The organism is Parabacteroides leei (assembly GCF_023369805.1).
Taxonomy (GTDB): Bacteria; Bacteroidota; Bacteroidia; order Bacteroidales; family Tannerellaceae; genus Parabacteroides; species Parabacteroides leei.
On record NZ_JAMBQG010000024.1, the window covers coordinates 1 to 20,109 of the forward strand.

A 20,109-nucleotide genomic window follows, 5' to 3' on the forward strand; every position below is an offset into this window, starting at 1 on the left:
TTGCATATAAGTTGTGCATAATTGAGCTGTATATTAATAGTTTGATCACCATTAAAATACTAATAATCAATGATATGCACAACTTATTTCCTGACATTTTTTAGTGAATTAATTCCGCCAACGGGTTATCATATCTTTATTTTTATACTTAAATAGATAATATACAATGTATCTTTCAATACTTAGACTTTGGAATTTTAGAAAATATAGTGCTGGGCCAGATGGTGAGCCTGGCTTGGAAGTTCATTTTCAAGAAGGAGTGAATGTGCTGATTGGCGAGAATGATTCTGGGAAAACAGCCATAGTAGATTCCATCCGTTATGTATTGAAAACTCAGAGTGGAGAGTTTATTCAGTTTGATGACAAGGATTTCTATCAGGATTCTGATGGAAGAAGAAAAGATGAATTCAAAATAGAATGTGTTTTTGACGGTTTAAATGAGCAAGATTCTGGCTTGTTTTGGGAATGGCTGTCATGGAACGATGATAAGACAAAATATTTGCTAAAAGTATGGCTGTTTGTAAAACGGAAAGATAATGTAATTATGCCGACTTTTTCTGCTGGAATTGATGGACAGGCTGATCGAATGGATTCTGAAGCCAGAGAACTTCTAAAAGTGGTGTACTTTAAACCACTTAGAGATGCCCTTACAGACATGACTCACGGCTACAAGTCAAGGCTAGCACAAATTCTAGGTTCTCATGAACTTTTCAAAACTCAAAAGGATGCAGAAGGCAACAATACAAAGCACAAACTTGAAACAGATTACGAGAATCTGAAAAAGAAAATAGAAAGCTATTTCAAGGATGGAGGTGGTGGAGAAAGTATAACAAGCGGCATCAATAGTTTTCTTAAAGAACATTTCCTGTTAAATGGCGATTCAAGAAATGCGGAGGTAAAATTGACGGGAGGAGAACTTGCAGAAATTTTAACATTGCTCGATCTTATTTTGGAAGGTAATAAATCAGGTCTTGGTACGCTTAACCTATTATGTATAGCAGCCGAAATGCTACTCTTTAACAATCAGAAGAAAGGATTGAAATTGGCGTTAGTAGAAGAATTAGAGGCACATCTGCATCCTCAGTATCAATTGAGACTCATTGAATATATCTCTTCACAACAGAAAAATGAACAGTTTATACTTTCAACCCATAGCATTGCCTTGGCTTCAAAGATAAAGCTTGCAAATCTGATTGTGCTGAAAGGGACGGAGGCATTACCAATGTCACCGGAATATACGTTTATGAAACCTGCTGACTACAAATTTTTAGAGCGATTTCTTGATGCAACAAAGGCCAACTTGTTTTTTGCCCGAGGATTGATTATGGTGGAAGGAGATGCTGAGAACTTGTTGATACCTGCTATTGCTCAATTAATTGGTAGAAATCTTTATAAGTATGGTGTATCAGTGGTTAATGTGGGAAGTACAGCGTACAAAAGATATGTTAATATATTCAAGCGTACAGACGGTAAATCATTTGGAATGCCTATATCCGTTGTTTCGGATCTTGATGTTAGAGCTCTGGAATATTATGATGATAATTGTAGTGATCGCAAGATACCAAAATATTGGTTGAAAGAAACATTAAGACCTGAGTTAGAGAAGATTTCACAGTGTGTGAATTATGATGCTATGGCAACTTTTTTTGGAAGTAAATCCTTTTTTGAGAAAGAAGTTAGATTACATAAAAAAGATAATTTTAATTCTATTACAGAAACTCTGAATCGTATGAAAGAAGTCTTGACGGATGGTAATTTGACTACCTTAAATGAAGGAATGTTGGCGCAGATTAGAAAAGAAAAGAAAGAGCAATTAGAGAGTGAGATTAACGATGATGGAATAAAGATATTCCTGCCTAAAGCGTGGACATTGGAGTATGAAATTGCTGGTAGTGGATTATATAGATTGTTGGAAACAGCGATAAGAGCAGCTAAAAAAGAAGCAACTAACCAAGAACAAGAGATAACTGATGTGGTCTTGAAGAATTTATGGAACGAGGTTATAATTGATTACCCGAAGGAAAAAACACAGACTAAAGAAGTGGTATACAAGATTTTTAAGCCATTAAATGAGGGGACTGTCAGCAAAGCCATTACAGCACAATATTTAGCTGGAATGCTTGCAGGAGAATTGCCTCCTGTTAGTGATAATATAGTGGATAGAGAAGAAGTAAAACGTATTGTTGAGTCAGATGAGAAACTGAAATATCTGGTGGATGCAATTAATCATGTTACAATATAACTTAAAAAATGAGGATTCATGCCATTTGCTACTGATAATGAAATAAAAATAGCTCATGATGTATTATTGAAAGGAAAGAACCCTTTCGATAAGTCAAGGGAGAATATTATTAAGGAAGATAGTAGTTGCTATGTACAGGCGTGCCCTGGGAGTGGCAAAACAACGGCATTGCTGGCCAAATTGGTTCTTCTTTCCAATAAAATGCCTCTGCCAGAAGGGAAAGGAGTATGCGTGCTGACACATACCAATGTCGCTATCGATGAGATAAAAGCAAAGCTTGGTACAAAAGCAGATGTCCTTTTCAGGTATCCTAATTTTTTTGGTACGATACAAACCTTTTTACACAAATATATTACAGCCGCAGCTCTTCATTATTTTTATGGTAGTCAGATAGCTTATGTGGATAATGACGTGGCAAATGCAGTACTTTTGAAAAAATTTGACGCCCTAGCCTATAAAAACAAACTCAAAAAATTGATATATGCACATGTGGTTTCAAAGGCACATATTATTGAAACTGATGAAATAGAAGTCTTGGGAGGGATAGATATATTGACGTTTGCTAATGTGATTAAAAATATAGGAAAGAAAGTTTGTAAATATGATTTTCAATTGAGTAATTATGATTGGAATAAGATTCCCAAGGATAAGCAAGAATTAATTAGAACTAAGAAAGATAATATTATAGCTTGGCAAGGAAAAGAGTTGATTCTTTCGTTTAAAGTGGATTGGCTTAATAATAAAATTTATACTGATTCCAATCAAATAAGGATGGAGACAGAAGCTGGAGCCGAATATATAAAACTTAAAGAGGAAATGTTCGCAGAAGGTATTCTATCATTTGATGATGCTTATGACTTGGCATTTCGGTATATTATTGAAAAGAATTTGAGTTTTAGTGATTTCTCTGATAAGAGGTTCCAATACCTTTTCGTAGATGAAGTTCAGGATTGTGATAATCGACAGGTTGAACTGATAAAAAAGATATTCGCTGATGACAAAGTTATTATTCAACGTTTCGGTGATTATTGCCAAGCTATCTATGATGGGGAAGAAAAAGAAGGTACAGAGAATAATAAATTGAAAGGTGATAATGTTTTATACATACATGACAGTAATCGCTTTGGGGAAAACATCGCTAAACCATTACGAACGTTATGTATGGAGAACAATCATACACTTCATGGTAACCCTGACGTACATTCTGCAAAACCAATTATTATCACTTATGAAGATCCTCTGTCTGTTCTTCCTAAATATGCAAACTTGCTTAGTATCACTTTAATTCCAGAAATGGGTAATCGCTCTGTTCAGGAAATTGCAAAAAATGAGAGGGAAGAGGATCCATTACACAGAGTGAATCTTAAAGCTTGTGGATGGGTCGGCAAAAAAGGAGCCACTAATAAAAAGAGATTGATAGAGTCGTATTTCCCCGCTTTTGAAAAGAAAAAAGCAAAACAAAGAGTGGAGGGAAATTCTTTCGAAGACTTCATTCTCAAGAACCCTATGAAGAATGTAAAGGATTGTGCTATATCCATTATTCAGGGTATATTAAAGGTGTTGGATTTGTGTGATGTGAAAAATGGCAGTCGGCGTTACACAAGAACATCATTATTAGAATTTTTGCAAGCGACTGACATGGAACTGAAAGAAATGTTTCTACAAGAAGTAATGAGTTGGTCTTTACTTATTACTCAAAGTCATAGCGATGAAGATATTCATCAGATAAAAGATACCATTTATCAATATATAGTAAATACTTTACTGCCTATTTTTGCAAAGAACTTAACGCAAGAAGCTACCGAGTTCTTCAATGTAGCTAACAGTGGAGCTCAAGATGGACAAATTGTAGAGCAAGGGAATGTTTATGTAAAAGATGGCATTGAAATTGAAGTCGCTACAGTCCATGCCGTGAAAGGTGAAACACATGCTTCTACGCTCTATCTTGAAACATCTTATTTTGAAAAGCATGAGTCAGAACGTTTATCAACACAGTTTAGAGGAATACCATATATAGGTACAGACAAAAAGACACTTAGTAGTTTAAAGGTTGCATATGTAGGAATGAGTAGACCTCGTTACTTGTTGTGCGTTGCTATACAGAAAGACAGATTTGATAAAATGGACTGTCCTGAATTGAGAGAAATTTGGAATGTAGTTGAAGTTTGATAATTATAGATTATAGCAATCAATAGTTTTAAAATAATAGGAATTAAAGCGGTTTATCCGAAATGGAATGAGTTCTTCGATAATAGTCCGAAGCATTACGAAAAGGTGGAGGCTATTAAAAAAGTGTTATATCAGACGAACAAATGGTTCTACTTCTATGAGGGAATTACCATTGCATGTTGCCATCTTTGATAAAACGGATATGCTATAGAAAGATTTAATATCAGTCTTTTAAAAACAAAAAATGAACGGATATGCTCCAGAAAGAAAGTTTTATTCGGGCAGATTATTAGAAGTCAATGGATATACTCCAGAATGAGTATTGAACCATACCTTAGTCAAGCAAACGCCATTCTACTTTGCTTCTGGAGCCCTGATTATATGCGAATGGTCAAGATTTCATTGATATCGGATAGGTAGTTTCCACTTCGATGTTCACTTTTAGCGTGCCATTCTTGTTTATCCCCTCCTTCTACAGCCAAACGTAGGGTCTTTAATCCATAACGGTGATTCAGATTATCAATGCTCTTCATGAGTTGGAAACGTGCCGGTCGATTCTTTATCTCATCAAACAGATTCTGCTGTATGACTGACGCATCGGTAATGTTTCCCAATATCACTCCTGCCTTTTTATAACTGATACCCTCTCGATAGATTTCATCCAATACCGAAAGAGCAGCTTTTGTAATCTCTATGGTATCTGATGTGGCTATGGGGAGTATGGCAGTTTGACCATTACCATATTGGGATAGGTCTTCTCGAAAGCGATTACTCATGATATAGACGGTGACTGTGCTTGCTACCGAATGTTGCCCACGAAGTTTGTTGGCACAACTTGCGGCAAAGTCGGCCACTGATGCTCGCAGAGAATCGATACTAGTCACCATCTCGCCAAAACTTCTACTGGTGCTGATGGATTGTTTTTGTGCAACCTCGGCGGTATCAATGCAGGGAATGCCATTCAGTTCTTTCCATGTTTGCACCCCAGGAAGATTAAAGTGACTTCGCACCCAATTTTCTTTTTTGTCAGCAAACTCTAATGGTGTGTGTATCCCTAGATAATTGAGCTTGGCCAATGTCTGTCGGCCGATGCCCCAAACATCTGCAAGTTCGAACAACTCCAAAGCTTTTCTTCGTTTGTCTTCATTGTCAATCATACAAACCGACTGATAACCTTTATACTGCTTGGCGAACTTGCTTCCCATCTTGGCTAATGTCTTGCTTGGAGCCACACCCACACTGACGGGTATATCGGTGTAGAGCTTTACTTTCTCAGCTACACCTCGCATGTATTCCTCCAGATTGTAGAGTTTCTCCATGCCATCTAAATATAAAAACGATTCATCTATCGAATACGATTCAGTATGAGGTATAGCAGAACGAAGAATGTTATTTACTCGCTTGGACATGGCAGCATACAGATACATATTGGTCGAGAACAACTTGACATTATTGTGTTCAACAATATCACGCATCTTGAAGATTGGATCACCTCGATGAAGGCCTATTGCTTTAGCTTCGGGAGTCAATGCCACGATGCATCCATCGTTACAACTCAGCACGCAAACAGGCATTCCATCCAGTCCGGGATGAAATACTTTTTCTACGCTACAGAAGAAACTATTGCAATCTGCTAAGGCTATCATGTTGATAATAAAATAATACTACAATATGTATTATACTACAAACTATTATAAATGCTAAATAGTATCTGTTATAAATACTAAACGAAGTAAATGCACTTTAGCAAGGTTTATGCAAAATATAGGTTACTACTCCCCATACACTAAAGCAATCTCCATCGGTGATTTCAATCTCAGGAAATTCTGGATTGGCAGGCACTAACCAACTGCGATTTTCTTTCTTTATTACATATTTCACCGTGTATTCTCCGTTCAGTTCACACACGGCAATTTGCTTTTCAGATGGGTTGCGGTTGCTCTTATCCACCACCAAGATATCTCCATCATGCACATTAGCTTCAATCATGGAATTGCCTTGCACACGAATTAGGTAAGAAGCGTCGGGATTGGGGCAAATCATCTTAATCAAGTCAATATCCTGTGCCAATTCATCATTATTTAGAGGGATGGGAAAACCAGCCACAATCTTGACATCAAAAAAAGGTATAGTCTGAGATTTGATTCTATTGGCAGGAATCAGTTCGCCCAACTTATTAAGCTGGTCATTGGCATCAAAAGACTGACGTGACTGTAACTCTTTGAAGATGCAATCACGGATGAACTCTGTCTTGTTCTCCTGCTCATCAATAAAGGTAGACACTTCTTTATCGGCACGGAAAGCATACAGTTTACTCGTACCTTTTGGTCGGCCAGCACCTTCACGCTTGCCACCTCTATTCTCCTTTTTATCTTGGTTGACCATATATTCAATGTTTACGTGGGTGCAAAGTTACTAGTTTTATTTGATAGTTGTTATACAGTAATCATAAAATTACAAAAACTTAGGCTTACAACACTCAAAACATAAGAAAATCATGCTTTTTTCAAGAAAAATCGAAAATAATTTTAGCTACGCAAAAAGGCTGCAGAACGACCCTCTACCTTTGCATCATCAATCAGAAAGGAAGTATGGGTGAGTGGCTGAAACCGGCACACTGCTAACGTGTTGATCCAATCGGATCCGGAGGTTCGAATCCTTCTACTTCCGCTTTTTGATGGAGCTTTGGCAGACTTGGTGTATGCGCAGGACTGAAAATCCTGAGAATGTGGTTCGAATCCACAAGGCTCCACTTTTATTGGGGTGTTCACCAGCGGCAACGAGAGCTGATTGTAAATCAGCCGTCATTCGACTTCAGAGGTTCGAGTCCTGTCACCCCAACAACTATATGGAGTAGGTAGCTCAGTTGGTAGAGTGCTGGTTTGTGGGTCCAGTGGTCACGGGTTCGATCCCCGTCTTACTCCCTTTTCGCTTCAATAGCTCAGTTGGTAGAGCAGCTCACTTGTAATGAGCAGGTCGTAGGTTCGAACCCTACTTGAGAAGCTCAACATCACGGGGTATAGCAGTGGTAGCTAGTGAGTTTCATAAGCTCAAGGTCGGTGGTTCGAGTCCACCTCCCGCAACTCAATTCGTGAGGGTGCCCAAGTGGTTTAAGGGGCTGGTCTGCAAAACCAGTATTCATCGGTTCGAATCCGATCCTTCACTCTAAAAAGAAGTCTTCAACCTGGAAATATTCATTTCAAAGTCGAAGACTTTTTATTGTTATCCGCATTTGATCAGAAGATTCAACTTTTCTTTTACTTTAGCCAGCACATCCTTCAGTTCATCCAACTGGTTTCCTTCCTGGCATTGCTGAATCATGGCTACGGCTTTGGCCATCAGTTCGTAATCTTCCGTCGTCAATGGAGATTCCGAGATTGAATATTCTGGATTCTCGTAGCGGTAGTATTTGTTATCGTAAACTTCTATCGGGGCATTGTAGCCCAACTTATCCGACCTCATTATTTGAATATCGGCTTGAACGGTTCTCATGGACACACCTTTCATTATCCCTTCCATATCGTAGAGGGCATCTGAGCAGGCTTCTACCAAATCATCCAGAGTCCATCGCCTGTATTTGTTCCGCAGGCATCGGTCTATTGTTTTGTAGCGTATCAACGCATTCTTGTTTACTGGCATTGCTGTGTGTAAAATCTGATTGGTTCATAATTCTTGTTTTTGTAAGTACCACAGTCAGCCAGTGATAAAGGAGAAGTCCGGTCGATTGGGCACAAAAAAAGTTGGAAAGCTTTTGAGGACTTCCCAACTATCTCCTTTATCTTGGATTAATCTTGTCTGTTGTTTAACAACTACAGTATCGATAGCAATGGAAACATCCCTCAAGCGTGCTTGTATAAGAGCAGCTAAAGCTATGAGCATAGCAACTCTTACCAAAGCTACTAAAGCTATGGTACTGCGTTGTTGTCTGTATGTTCATTCTTTGTTTCAGCATTGTTATCTGTTTAAAACGTTGTAAATCGGGTGCAAAGATAACTGTTTTTCGGCGATTCTGATAAAGTTTCTGCCGTTTTAACCCTTTGCGGGTGCAAAATTACTACATGAGTACGCAGTCTTTTTGCGTACCCAATAGTTTTTATCACATTAGTATAACCTTTTTTCTCTTTTCTTTCTTTGCCATACTATTATCGCTGTCATGAATACCACCTCCGTACCATGTGCCAGTTACTAGCCATAATTCATAATAGTATAACCATTCAGAAACCCATGGCACAAATATAGAAATTTTCTTATAATGTGTCCACTCTTGATAAATAGGATAGTATAGACATATTTCTTGTTTCTTATCATTCCAAACGTGAGGCAGTTCTAAGTGTCCATCTACTCTTTCTAGCAAATCTAATATATATATGCGAGGTCGGATATCGTCATAGACAAGCTTAAAAGAGTAGAATGGACTGCCTTCAGTGGGTTGAAGTTGGTAAATCCATTCCCATTTATTAAATGAGATATTCTTAAAAACACCATTTGGGTAATCCTTTATCAAAGTACCCTTTTGCTGTTGTGGTGTCAATGGAAGATTTTTTTGAAATTTCATCTGCCATAAAATGTATTTGTCTTTGCAGTAATAGAACCTGCTGTACCTAAAACACCTGTAGTAGTCATCTTTAAAGTTCCGTTGTCGCTTGCAGTCTTGGTCTCTTCTGCTTCTCTGGCAATAATATCATTCACAATATTATCGCCAAAGCTAGATTTTAGTTTTTGGAACATTTGAGTTCTTGATGTACTTGAGTTATAGAGGTATTCAACATCATCCTTCAATTGACGCAACCAATTAAGGAATTTTTTTTCTCGTTCTGGGTGTTCAGGCCATTTGTCCGCAAAGTTTTCTTCTGGATTTACTGGATTTTGAACCAAATAATGACCACTAGCATCACGTTTCAAATTGAATTCTATATTACCAACAACATGTTGTAACGCAGTAGCGATATCAGTTTCACCATTGTATGCGTATGCAGCTAGAGTTGTAATAATGATCGAGATAGGTCTATCTTCATCTTCACCAAACTTTATGTCGCGATGTCTTTTAAGTAGCTGTACTACTCTCTGCAAAGGTAATTTCTCATTCGAATACGGACGCATTGGAGAAACCTTACTTCGCATCATAATAACACCTTCTGTACCTATTGAAGTTTTACAACGTTCCTCAAACCAAATAGCATATCCAAAAGGATTTGTTTTTTGCCATTTAATTAATTCTGTATCAGTGGTATATCCTGGCGTTTTTGTATCTGTTAGACGCATTGACAATTTATCCCATAGGTCTCTCCCTCTCAAACTAGCATAAGTATTAAGTGTTTGATGAAGCGACATTCCATGATTATAAACCGCAGGTAAAACATCGAGATGATATCTATCTTGGGGATTCTCAGAATGGCGTCTGTAATCAATAGTCCAACATCTACGTCCCTCTGGCTCAAGCATAGGTTCGTAAGTCTTACTATCTTTCAATCGATTTCCAACCATGTTTTTGTAAAATTTCTGAGTCCATGCTGGTTCCTTTCGGCGTATTTCACAAACTAAATCAATATCGACATCACCATCATCTGAAATGGGGCGTATAGCTGTTCCTAATAGTAATGAACCTTGTGGATGGATTTCAACATTATGTGACGATAAAATTTCATCACCACTTAGATATTCACCAACTGCCTTGTAACTTTGTTCAAGTGACTTATACATACTCTCAGTTATATCTAAGCTAGATACTATACTTGTGAGATACTTATTTAAATTCGTTTTATTGATTCCAAATTCCATTAGTCGTTTACATTAATTGTTAATACTTTCTGATATTCTTTCTTCTCTGGGTTTAAATTGTATAGAGAAAGTGGGATATCTACTTTTGGCATCCATGCTCTACCCAAAACAATATTGCATGACGCTGGCGCAGCTATAAAAACATGTAACTCATCGTTCTTGCTACGTTTCCTAATATCATTAAGCACTTCCTCTACTTTATATCTAAAGAAATCCAAATGTTTACGAGAACTAGCCCAATCATAATTGGGCTTGTCTGCATTTATTTGCCAGTATGCGCATTGTTCCTTTTCAAGTTGCTTGTGTACACTCTCAATTATAGCATCTGCACTAATCGCAATAATCAATACTGCTTTACTATTCTGAGCTTCAGATTCATTTGGGAGGCTTACAGCCAACCCCATGTCCTTATCGTTATCAGGCCAAACCCAAGATTCTTTTTCTCGATTACGCTGATAAATATCGCATCGGCTAAGACTATTGATTAATAATCCCAACTTAACCAATAATGGTTGTGGAGCAAGTGCAAAAATTGAGTAATGATCTCTATGGTTTGGATCACTGGCAATAAACTTTGCAATCTGGTAACAAAGGGCTTTATCTGCTGCTTTCCAATAATCTTCGTCCCAATCAGGAATACCTACAGAGCCCTGAATTCTGAGCGACAGTCCATTGGCAAGAAATTTTCTTGAAGAAGACCATAATGCATTTCTTATCTCACTATCATCTATTGTCGGATTGAACTTTCCTATTGATGACATATAAACCAAACATGTAGATTTACTTTCTGTTGTTAGTTCTGTGAGTTGTCGTATTTCTCGTTCTCGATTTTCCTTCATTTTACGCAATACATCTACAGAATATTTTTCAACACCCTCATGGTCTATTAAATGGTGATGTTCATTGCATAAAAGCATTAGATTCTCGTCATCACCATCTAATGCCGCAGAAAGTTCCTTATCACCTCTTGGCCCATTCTCAGAAAAAGCAACAATGTGTGCTTTTTGTCCGTGGCTATTATTTTCACCAGTGATATTATCTTCATACAGAAGACAGTTACATCCTTGAAATTCACAACGACCTGCTGACTTTGCCCATAGACGAGAATATGCAGCGTCTTTCAACTTTTTTCTTGCACTTGCAGTAATCTCCTTAATAGGAGATTTTAATTTGGGGTTATTTGCCATTTAATATTTTTAAGTAAAACATTTTGTTTTCGTACTGCCTTAAACTGAACGAATCGTGAATAATAATATATATTCTCAATTTGTTGATATTCAGTACAAATATCATGCCGTTCGATTATAAATATATTTTTATTATATAGACAATGACAATATAGACAATGTGTATATATATTCTATTCAAACAGATGCCAGAAATTCAATTGTAGACTTTTTCCCAGACAAAAGGGAAAGCAATAGTATATCACTTTCCCTTTTGTCTTATCTTTACTTTTTCTTATTTATCCATTCATCGACATTGAATACGAATGTGTAATCATTCTGAACGCTTTCGATTATAATTGGCATGAGTATCGTCATTTTCTTGCCTACATATCCAGGTGCTCCAGTATTAAGAGCTTCTTGTGTTTTATAGAAAGACGGAAGAAGGTTTTTCTCTCGCCAACCACCATATTGACCAGAAACGAAATAGACATTATCAGTAGGCATCAATAGGTCAGAAAGACTAGCACCTCTTGGGATGGTACTTGATGGCTGACTATTATTTCGTTCTGTGTATTTAACACCGGCATGCATAACACGTCCAGTCTTTCCATTAATATCAACAAAACTAATATCGTCCCAATTAATCTTCATTGAGTGAGTAGTCTTATTCTTCAACTCAAAGTTGAACTGTGTGGATCCAACATACCAAACGATTTCAATAAAATCGTCTTCATAGCGATACTTATTTACTTCTCCATCCTTAAAATCAACAACTTTGGTTTCACCATATTGCTGTTTAGAATTGGCTGGGCTTTCAACAGATGAAAGACCGACAGAATAAGATGCCATGTAACTCTGCATCATTCCACATGAAGTGAATAACAAACCCACAAATGGGAGAACAAATAATTGCTTTTTGATTGATGGCAAAGAAGCCAATTTAAAAAATGTCTTCATATTAATGTTAATTTAAATTGTTCTGATAATGTTAGAATTCATATCCGACTCTCAAGGTTACACATTCTGCGTTCAGCACTCTTGCCTTACGGGTATAACTCATGTCATGTGAACTATTGAATCTATCAAAAGATTCAAACTCTAACTTCTCGGCAGCGTAACCTATAGATATATTAACGGCCTGTTTCTCATTGGTAGCTATTCTGCAACCAGCTGAGATATTCCAAAACATACCACCATTATTGGTAACAAATGTACCAGCCTTACCATCAACAAATGGAGTAACTTTGCTCTTTGTGAAGTTTACATGAACATTTGCAAAGACAGGGACATCTACTTTGCTTTCTCTTGTGTCCAAGGCTATATCCATATCTTTTGTTTTATACTCGGACATAAAGTGAAAGCCTGTGCCGGCACCGAGGAAGATGTAGGGGTTAAATTGGTAGCCATGTGTGGTGTTAATCACAAAGCGACCAAATTCATAGTCTCCTATTCCGACATCATAGCCGGCATCAACAAAACCACGATAACAATTGCCCGAAGTGTTTTGAGCATTAGAAGCTAAACAAACTGAGCAAATTAACATTGAAAACAAAAATAATTTCTTCATTATCTATAAAATATTAATAGTTATATCGAATTTATGTTGCAAACATAAAAGATGACTATGCACCCTTTCTGCATTATTAGAAAAAATGAACTACCGTACTTTATTGGAATCTGGCTTTTCTATCCGACAAGACTTCTTCTATCCACAAGGGGCTTGACAATAGACGCTTCACGCACCATTAGAACAAATACTTAGTGTGTACCTTCCGTTTAGATGCTATTGCTCACATCTTCAGTAGCTGTCAATTCAGTTCACTGTGTTCTCAGTTTGTACGGTTACGTTTCCTAGTTCATTTATTCTTAAGTCTTATATATCGAATGAGGACACTAATCGATCAATGTTATTACCTGGTTGAAATTCATAAATGTCGAAAATGGTATTCTCAATAGGTTTCCAAATACCTTTGTAATTTGCATTAGCCAATGCTTTAATGCACAAGATAATGTTCATGCGAAGATCTTTGATGTTGGAAATAATTGTATAATCAGAAAAAGTACGATTATTTTGAATTGCACCATCAATAGAATAGTAGCCTATTTCAAACAGCTTCTCTGTCATCTGAAAGATATTGGGGATTTCAGTCTTACTATATGTTGGAACCTCCTCAATCAACGTACATTTAGTTTTGTCATCACTTAAGTGATTCCAATATTCTGCTTCAATATCCTGCACTTGAGAAGCTAGTCTGACGAATTTTTTACACCAGTTCTCAATATCCAATCGGAGGTTCTCTATTACTGCTGACTGTTCAGCTGAAAGACTGTCTGGCTGCAGATCATTTATATGAAAAGCAATAGCTTTACAAGATTCCTCTGCAAAATTTGCAGCATCGTGAAGCTTTTTAAACCTACTTTCAAGGGTAGAGGTCTGTATTTCTTTGAGTTTAGTAGACATGTTATTGGGGTTTTAATTAATACAGTGCTAAGGTACAGACTAACAATGCACCCAATGTGCATTGCTCATCTGTTTACGCTTTATTCCGACAATGTCTGGCTATTTAGTTCCTCAAATTTGGCTTTCATTGTTGGATTGCCTTTAGTAAGTTTTTTGATAGTAAGATTCTCTGCCTTATCGTTCGCTAATCTTAAGTTGTTTTCTGAGCCAAGTAAAGCACTTTTAATCTTCTGTAAATGCTCGATGGATTTGTCTATTTCAGCTATTGCTGTTTGGAATTTTTCACTTGCCAGACGATAGTTGTTAGAAAACTTATCCTTGAAATCATTGAGCTGAGACTCGAACCTTGTAATATCTACAGATTGGTTTTGAGCTTCTACGAGTGCCTTCTTATATTCTAAGCTTTTTTTAGAAGTTTGAACCAAAAGAGTTATAAGCTGAATAAAGAATTGTGGACGGATAACATACATTTTTGGATAACGGTGAGACATATCCACAATACCAGTATTGTATAATTCACTATCAGGCTCAAGCAACGATACAAGAATAGCATATTCACAGTTCTTTGATCGACGATCTTCATCCAGTTTCTTTAGAAAGTCTTCATTCTTATGTTTCGTTGCGGTTTCATCCATCTCATTCTTCATCTCAAACATTATAGACAGATACTCAATCCCATCTTCTGAATCTCTAAAAATAAAGTCACCTTTACTGCCTGCTGAAGCATCATTATCCTTTTCAAAATAGGCATTAGGGAACATCGGTCTAATACGATTAAACTCGGTATTACAATGGATTTCTAGTGTTTCACCTATCATCTTAGTTGACATCTTTGCTTTTAAATCCTTGTAATAGTCCACCATTTCCTGCTTTTGCTTTAGCTGGAGTTCATAACCATCCTTGATATTTGCTTCACGAATGGTAGCTTCGCTTTTTTGGGAGTTAATCAGGCTCTTTAACTCCAAAATCTCTGTTTCTTTTAATTGGATGTCTTGCTTCGACTTTCCCTGCTCTTCTAGAATGGCAATTTTTAGTTTGTCATCACTTTTTTCAATCTGCGATTTAAGCTCAAGAATTTCTTTCTCTTTCTTCTCCAAATCAACATAATATTCCATTTGCTTTGATTCAGCAATACTATTCAGCTTCTCATTCAACATAGCAATCTCGGTATCTTTTTTCTTTAGCTCTAGCATTTTTGTTGCTAATTCGTTCTGGTATTTTTGTTCAGCTCTAAGATTCTCTGCCTCCTGTTCTGCAATCGTTTGTTGACGCAATTCTTTGAGTCTTCGATCTACTTCATCTTTAAACTCAGCGTTCTTAACCTGACTGACAATACTTGCATAGTCAGCTTCGTCTACGGTAAATACATTACCACAATTAGGACATGTTAATTCTTTCATATCTATACAATTAAGATTAATTTTTATTTTGAATACATCTCGTTCAGTTTAGTAGCAGTGCCTTTCATTTCCTCTCTCAATGTTTTGGGACTAATTACCTCTATCTGTTCACCAAATGAGCGTAGTAATGAACGAAGCTCGTAATTATCTTTCACTTTTAGAGTTATCTCCCAGTTTCCAGTCTCTAGTTTCTTGGGCATAGTGCATTGAGATTCATGTAATGGCTTCGTAACTATGTAGCCCATAACACGACTATTAAGATGAAGGATTACTTCTTCTACTGGAGAATCATTTACTGAAACGCCAACAACATCAGCAAAATATTCTTCAAAATCAATACCTTCATCTAAAGGGTCAAATGGTTTAGACGTTTCCGTTAATTCCTCAATTCTATCGATGGCTATGTTGGCAAGCTGTTTATCGTAATCAGCTTGTTTACCGATTAGAAACCAGCGATTGTTGTATTGTTTCAGATGATATGGGGAGATTATAATAGTGCGTGCATCTTTTCCAAATGGTTGGTAAACCAATTCCAGCACTCTTTTATTAACAATCGCATCAAACAGAGGTCGGAAATATGATTCCATTCCTTTTAAATAAGGGTTGGACTGAAACGTTACAACGGACTTAGTATTGTCCCCTAATTGACTAGTTGTATAGAGTCTTCTTTCTACATCATCCATCCAGTCAAAGTGTGGAATACCTTGGAAACGCTTCAAAAGCAGGAGCGCATCATGTATGAGGTCTAGTTCTTCTTGATTGATGGGCTGATTCTTTATGGAATCACCACGATGATGATAACGATAATATTTACGATGACCATCTCTGATACCATCAATCATCATTTTATAGCCTTCTTCACTTTCGAGAAACATCATATCTTGTTGAACCTGACGTTTCTTTACTCCGCCATTTTCCTTCGTTTCTCCATTATACATGAATAATGCTTCATTACAAGCGTCAACAAGATCTTCAATATAGGATCTTCTAGACCAGTTGCTCAAGCATCGATCTAGTGCTTGGTATCTAATTGCTGCATTTTTATTTGTAGGCATATCCTTTGATGTTTAAATGTTACAGTGCAAAGGTATATAGCAACTATGCAGTCATTCTGCACAGATAAATATATTTATCTAAAAAGCACAAAAAAAGTGGAAGAAAGATGTTTTCTCCCACTTTTTTGGTTTTTCAAAATTATCGAATAAATTTATATGCTTTTCCTTTAATATGTTTTTTTAGGTTTTATGAGTCAAAAAAACATGTTAGATGAATAAATTTTTAAGAATTTACTGCAATTAAATTGTTAGTTCGTTTTCATCTAAACCATAATCGTTGTACTCTCTCCGATTTCCATATCTGTAATATTTATCATTGTAGCATAAATATACATCGCCATGGTCATGTGAATGCCTGCAACTATTTCAGCATCTGTTGAAATTGGTGCATTATGCGATTCTTCATTACGCTGAGCATGAACGAATTCATAGAATGATTTAAGATTGGTAAGCTTCGTGTCTTCTGTGAAATGTAGCTTATTAACGCCAAGTGCCTTTGCTGCATCCAAGAATTGAACATGACTACCATTCGGCTTAACCAATTCTTCTCTTTTAGCCATGTAATACATCTTCTTCATGTAGGCTTCGAAACGACTAAGCAATTGTTGCAACCAGTCCTGCTTGTCTTCCTCACGACCTTGTGTGCGATAGATCAAGTTCACAATTCTTTTAAGTTTCTTGATACCATCTAATGATGAAATGGTTGGTGTGTCCAAAACTTTAAAGAACCATTCTACAACCTCAGACAAAGGACGATAGCTTACGCCACATATTTCTTTAAAGTCGGCATTAAATTCTTCTATCAATTTTTCTGAAAGCAATTGTTCATTTATTGCAGGATTGATTTGTTCTTGCAGACGCATCAATACAAGATTATCAAGTTGTGCCTGAATAGATGGTTGAGATAAGTATCTTCGTTGCATTTCACTGCTATTAGCAGTAACAATACCCAATTCCGAAGAAATGTTGTCATGGATAACTTGAATCTGCATATCTTCGTCGTTATTCAACATCGAATCTCGTACTTCGTCATTCTGTTGAAGTTGAGTTACAACTTGACGTATTTGGTGCCTTACTGTATCAGGATCTCCCCATTCTATGTCTCCAAACACCAAGTTGAAATCGTCTATAATCTGATCCAATGTCTGCAAATCGGGGTCATCAGTTCCTGTATGCCCTTGCCCGATTGGAATGGGGTCAATAATTGCATTTTCATTCTTTAGTTTAATTTCGTTATCACCAGCTCGGTTAACTCGATATTTGTCAAAGTCAACCAAGTCTAGCAATCCTTCGGTCCAATCCTCATTTTCTATTTTGGGGAGTTTGCGCAACAAGAAATGGAAGAAAGTGTTCTTTTTCTCCCAGTCAATGCGAGCGATATCCATAAGGGCTGTAAGAAACTCATAAAGGCGGACAAACTGCTTCATTGCACTCTTGACTTCAATCTGCATATTCTTGTCTTCTGTTATTGGCAACTGTTTGAAGCGCTCTACACAAGAGTCAAGTAGAGGGTCAAGTTCTTCACGTGAAGCTCCGGCCCAATATTTCTGATTAAACAGATTTACCTCCTCTTCCTCGTAAATCATCGATTGGTCACACACATCAAGTTTGTCGCTCAATTTGTTTACGTCGGTCTCATGACTAAGTATTGTCTTCTTATAGTAACGTTGGAAATCGGCTTGAATATCTTCAGCCTTATTTACGAAATCAAGCACATAAGTTTCCTCTTTCAATGGGTGGCAACGATTAAGACGGCTTAACGTCTGTACAGTCTTCACATCTTTCAAAGGTTTGTCCACATACATTGTGTGAAGCAAAGGCTCGTCATAACCTGTTTGGAATTTGTCAGCTACAATAAGAAAACGATAGTTTCCGCTTCGGAAAGTTTTTTCTATTGCCGATGAAGGAAATCCATTCAAGTCTGCTTCAGTAACTTGTTTCCCTTTATATTCCTTAGTGCCGCTGAAAGCAATAATAGGTTTGTAAGGACTGTTACGTTTTGCAAGCAGATCTTTGAACGTATAGTAATAGTCGATAGCACGCAAAATGCCGTTGCAGATAATCATTGCTCGCGCTTCGCCTCTCATTTTGTGAGCCACGTTCTCATGAAAATGTTCCACCATAATGCGGGCTTTCTTTTCTACCGTCTCGGGGCGACTCTCGACCCATACTCTTAGTTTCTTTGCCGCTTGGTCTTTATCAAATACAGGGTTCGCTTCTGTTGTTTTTAGAATTTTGTAGAAGCTATCATAGGTCGTATAATTTTCCAATACATCCATTATGAACCCTTCCTCAATTGCTTGACGCATTGAGTAGAGGTGAAACGGCTTGTGAGCAGTTTCTCCATCTTCGCCTTCATAAGGTGTGCCAAACATCTCCAATGTTTTGTTTTTTGGAGTTGCTGTGAATGCATAGAAATTGGTGTTTTTTGCCATCATTCGTCCAGCCACCACATATTCAAGCAATTCATTCAAACCGTCTTCATTGTCTTCTATTTCCACATCTTTATGACCATAACCAGATAGAACTCTATTAAGAGCACTCTGCATACTTCCGCTTTGGCTTGAGTGCGCTTCGTCAATGATTACTGCAAATCGTTTATCTGCCATTTCTTTTCCTAATGTTTGTAGTACAAATGGGAATTTACATATAGTGCTGACGATGATTTTCTTTCCTGCTCCTAATGCTGTTTTTAAAGCATCACTGTCATCGGCCCATTCAACAATACTCTTGTTGTTACAGAATGCTCTGATGTTATCACGAATCTGTTTATCAAGGTTCACGCGGTCGGTCACTACGATGATACTTTCAAATCGTGGTGTTACGCCATCTGCCAATTTTAGATTAACCAATTGAAACGCAAGCCATGTTATAGAATTGCTCTTGCCAGAACCAGCAGAGTGTTGAATTAAATATCTTTGACCGCCTTCTTGTGCTTGGGTATCAGCTAATAATTCTCTCACTGCCTCAAATTGGTGATATCGAGGCCAGATGTTCTTCTCTTTCGTTTTGCCTGTCTCTTGGTCTTTCTCACGAATAACTTGTGCATAGTTTTCCAATATATCACTTAACCGTGGTTTCTGAAGTATATTTTCCCATAAATAGGCTGTTTTCAATCCATTTGGATTTACAGGATTTCCTGCACCATCATTAACGCCCTTGTTGAAAGGAAGGAACCACGACGATTTACCACATAGTGCTGTGCACATCTTCACGTTGGCGTCATCTACTGCAAAGTGTACGGCGCAACGCTTGGGCATGAATAGTAATTCTTTGGAGTCTCTGTCGGTCTTATATTGACTTACTGCATGTTCCACATCTTGGCACGATAATTCGTTCTTGAGTTCCATTGTTATTATAGGTAGCCCATTTAACGACAATACCATATCCACTGAATCAGCGGGCCTTGTGTTTGAGAAATGAAGCTGGCGAGTAACTGCCCATCTATTTTGATTATATGCAATAGATGCCTGCAAGTTACCTGCCATTGGCGTAGGATAATACAAATCAAATGGTGTAGCATTATGTTCTACTCCATGTCGTAGCACATCAACAACTCCACGTTGCGTTATCTGATTGCGTATTCTTTCCAAGAACTTGCGAGTGTTAGCAGGATTATCATAGATACGAGTACGAGTCACTTTGTCCATCTGTGTGCTTTGTAAGAATGTTCTTAACATATCTTCGTCAAGACAATAATCACGATTGAAATCATTGCTCGTTCTTTTTATCCAACGAAGCTGTTCTTCTTTTTCGCCTTTGCTGTCAATTAGACATGCTTCAATGATTGTTTCCAAACCTTTTTCTGATGTATCTGTTGCCATAAGTCTTGATT

13 protein-coding genes, 6 tRNA genes and 1 pseudogene are annotated in these 20,109 nt (G+C 37.3%); 8 read left to right on the forward strand and 12 right to left on the reverse strand.

Annotated elements, in window-relative coordinates:
* Positions 1-166: 166 nt before the first annotated feature.
* Both M1P97_RS22985 and M1P97_RS22990 read left to right on the forward strand, forming a co-directional pair.
* Positions 167-2,242 carry an AAA family ATPase gene (locus M1P97_RS22985; protein WP_249390325.1) on the forward strand — a complete coding sequence of 692 codons (2,076 nt, stop codon included), beginning with the start codon at positions 167-169 and terminating at the stop codon, positions 2,240-2,242.
* A gap of 18 nt (positions 2,243-2,260) precedes the next feature.
* A complete protein-coding gene (locus tag M1P97_RS22990; RefSeq protein WP_249390326.1) occupies positions 2,261-4,411 on the forward strand; it encodes a UvrD-helicase domain-containing protein in 2,151 nt (716 codons plus the stop codon).
* Between the two features lie 377 nt (positions 4,412-4,788).
* Here the strand turns inward: M1P97_RS22990 and M1P97_RS22995 are convergent, their stop codons facing one another.
* Entirely contained in the window at positions 4,789-6,057 is a 1,269-nt protein-coding gene (locus M1P97_RS22995) for a Y-family DNA polymerase (protein ID WP_249390327.1), read from the reverse strand.
* Positions 6,058-6,154: 97 nt separating this feature from the next.
* Positions 6,155-6,796, reverse strand: coding sequence for a LexA family protein (locus M1P97_RS23000; RefSeq protein WP_249390328.1), 642 nt, complete (start codon positions 6,794-6,796; stop codon positions 6,155-6,157).
* Positions 6,797-6,996: 200 nt separating this feature from the next.
* On the opposite strand from M1P97_RS23000, the gene M1P97_RS23005 reads away from it, so the two are divergent.
* The 6 genes from M1P97_RS23005 (at position 6,997) to M1P97_RS23030 (ending at position 7,576) form a co-directional block, all read left to right on the forward strand.
* Positions 6,997-7,081: transfer RNA gene (locus tag M1P97_RS23005), tRNA-Ser, on the forward strand.
* A 9-nt stretch (positions 7,082-7,090) separates the two neighbouring features.
* Positions 7,091-7,163, forward strand: a tRNA-Phe gene (locus M1P97_RS23010).
* A gap of 98 nt (positions 7,164-7,261) precedes the next feature.
* Positions 7,262-7,336: transfer RNA gene (locus M1P97_RS23015), tRNA-His, on the forward strand.
* A gap of 5 nt (positions 7,337-7,341) precedes the next feature.
* Positions 7,342-7,416: transfer RNA gene (locus M1P97_RS23020), tRNA-Thr, on the forward strand.
* A gap of 6 nt (positions 7,417-7,422) precedes the next feature.
* Positions 7,423-7,494: transfer RNA gene (locus M1P97_RS23025), tRNA-Met, on the forward strand.
* Between the two features lie 8 nt (positions 7,495-7,502).
* Positions 7,503-7,576, forward strand: a tRNA-Cys gene (locus tag M1P97_RS23030).
* 194 nt (positions 7,577-7,770) lie between these two features.
* On the opposite strand, the pseudogene M1P97_RS23035 reads toward M1P97_RS23030, so the two are convergent.
* The 10 genes and pseudogenes from M1P97_RS23035 to M1P97_RS23080 form a co-directional block, all read right to left on the reverse strand.
* Positions 7,771-8,050 (reverse strand): annotated as a pseudogene (locus M1P97_RS23035) (hypothetical protein); the annotation flags it as partial.
* 457 nt (positions 8,051-8,507) lie between these two features.
* Entirely contained in the window at positions 8,508-8,966 is a 459-nt protein-coding gene (locus tag M1P97_RS23040) for a hypothetical protein (protein ID WP_249390330.1), read from the reverse strand.
* Positions 8,963-10,189, reverse strand: a complete 1,227-nt coding sequence (locus M1P97_RS23045; protein WP_249390331.1) for a nucleotidyltransferase domain-containing protein — start codon at positions 10,187-10,189, stop codon at positions 8,963-8,965. The genes M1P97_RS23040 and M1P97_RS23045 overlap by 4 nt, the downstream gene beginning before the upstream one ends.
* Positions 10,189-11,376 carry an SAVED domain-containing protein gene (locus M1P97_RS23050; RefSeq protein WP_249390332.1) on the reverse strand — a complete coding sequence of 396 codons (1,188 nt, stop codon included), beginning with the start codon at positions 11,374-11,376 and terminating at the stop codon, positions 10,189-10,191. The genes M1P97_RS23045 and M1P97_RS23050 overlap by 1 nt, the downstream gene beginning before the upstream one ends.
* A gap of 264 nt (positions 11,377-11,640) precedes the next feature.
* A complete protein-coding gene (locus M1P97_RS23055) occupies positions 11,641-12,315 on the reverse strand; it encodes a hypothetical protein (protein ID WP_249390333.1) in 675 nt (224 codons plus the stop codon).
* A 31-nt stretch (positions 12,316-12,346) separates the two neighbouring features.
* Complete coding sequence (locus M1P97_RS23060; protein ID WP_249390334.1) at positions 12,347-12,925, reverse strand: outer membrane beta-barrel protein; 579 nt, start codon at positions 12,923-12,925, stop codon at positions 12,347-12,349.
* Positions 12,926-13,231: 306 nt separating this feature from the next.
* A complete protein-coding gene (locus M1P97_RS23065; protein WP_249390335.1) occupies positions 13,232-13,819 on the reverse strand; it encodes a hypothetical protein in 588 nt (195 codons plus the stop codon).
* A gap of 80 nt (positions 13,820-13,899) precedes the next feature.
* A complete protein-coding gene (locus M1P97_RS23070; protein WP_249390336.1) occupies positions 13,900-15,219 on the reverse strand; it encodes a DUF2130 domain-containing protein in 1,320 nt (439 codons plus the stop codon).
* A 23-nt stretch (positions 15,220-15,242) separates the two neighbouring features.
* The gene (locus M1P97_RS23075) at positions 15,243-16,274 is read right to left on the reverse strand and encodes a helix-turn-helix transcriptional regulator (protein WP_249390337.1); all 1,032 of its coding nucleotides are present in this window, start codon (positions 16,272-16,274) and stop codon (positions 15,243-15,245) included.
* Between the two features lie 263 nt (positions 16,275-16,537).
* Complete coding sequence (locus M1P97_RS23080) at positions 16,538-20,098, reverse strand: type I restriction endonuclease subunit R (RefSeq protein WP_249390338.1); 3,561 nt, start codon at positions 20,096-20,098, stop codon at positions 16,538-16,540.
* Positions 20,099-20,109: the final 11 nt, after the last annotated feature.

Bases quoted from the DNA above. Each gene is read 5' to 3' on its own strand.
- M1P97_RS23055 (WP_249390333.1), bottom strand. From the start codon at position 12,315: ATGAAGACATTTTTTAAATTGGCTTCTTTGCCATCAATCAAAAAGCAA.
- M1P97_RS23075 (WP_249390337.1), bottom strand. From the start codon at position 16,274: ATGCCTACAAATAAAAATGCAGCAATTAGATACCAAGCACTAGATCGA.
- M1P97_RS23045 (WP_249390331.1), bottom strand. From the start codon at position 10,189: ATGGAATTTGGAATCAATAAAACGAATTTAAATAAGTATCTCACAAGT.
- M1P97_RS23070 (WP_249390336.1), bottom strand. From the start codon at position 15,219: ATGAAAGAATTAACATGTCCTAATTGTGGTAATGTATTTACCGTAGAC.
- M1P97_RS22985 (WP_249390325.1), top strand. From the start codon at position 167: ATGTATCTTTCAATACTTAGACTTTGGAATTTTAGAAAATATAGTGCT.
- M1P97_RS22995 (WP_249390327.1), bottom strand. From the start codon at position 6,057: ATGATAGCCTTAGCAGATTGCAATAGTTTCTTCTGTAGCGTAGAAAAA.
- M1P97_RS23000 (WP_249390328.1), bottom strand. From the start codon at position 6,796: ATGGTCAACCAAGATAAAAAGGAGAATAGAGGTGGCAAGCGTGAAGGT.
- M1P97_RS23060 (WP_249390334.1), bottom strand. From the start codon at position 12,925: ATGAAGAAATTATTTTTGTTTTCAATGTTAATTTGCTCAGTTTGTTTA.
- M1P97_RS23040 (WP_249390330.1), bottom strand. From the start codon at position 8,966: ATGAAATTTCAAAAAAATCTTCCATTGACACCACAACAGCAAAAGGGT.
- M1P97_RS23080 (WP_249390338.1), bottom strand. From the start codon at position 20,098: ATGGCAACAGATACATCAGAAAAAGGTTTGGAAACAATCATTGAAGCA.
- M1P97_RS22990 (WP_249390326.1), top strand. From the start codon at position 2,261: ATGCCATTTGCTACTGATAATGAAATAAAAATAGCTCATGATGTATTA.
- M1P97_RS23050 (WP_249390332.1), bottom strand. From the start codon at position 11,376: ATGGCAAATAACCCCAAATTAAAATCTCCTATTAAGGAGATTACTGCA.
- M1P97_RS23065 (WP_249390335.1), bottom strand. From the start codon at position 13,819: ATGTCTACTAAACTCAAAGAAATACAGACCTCTACCCTTGAAAGTAGG.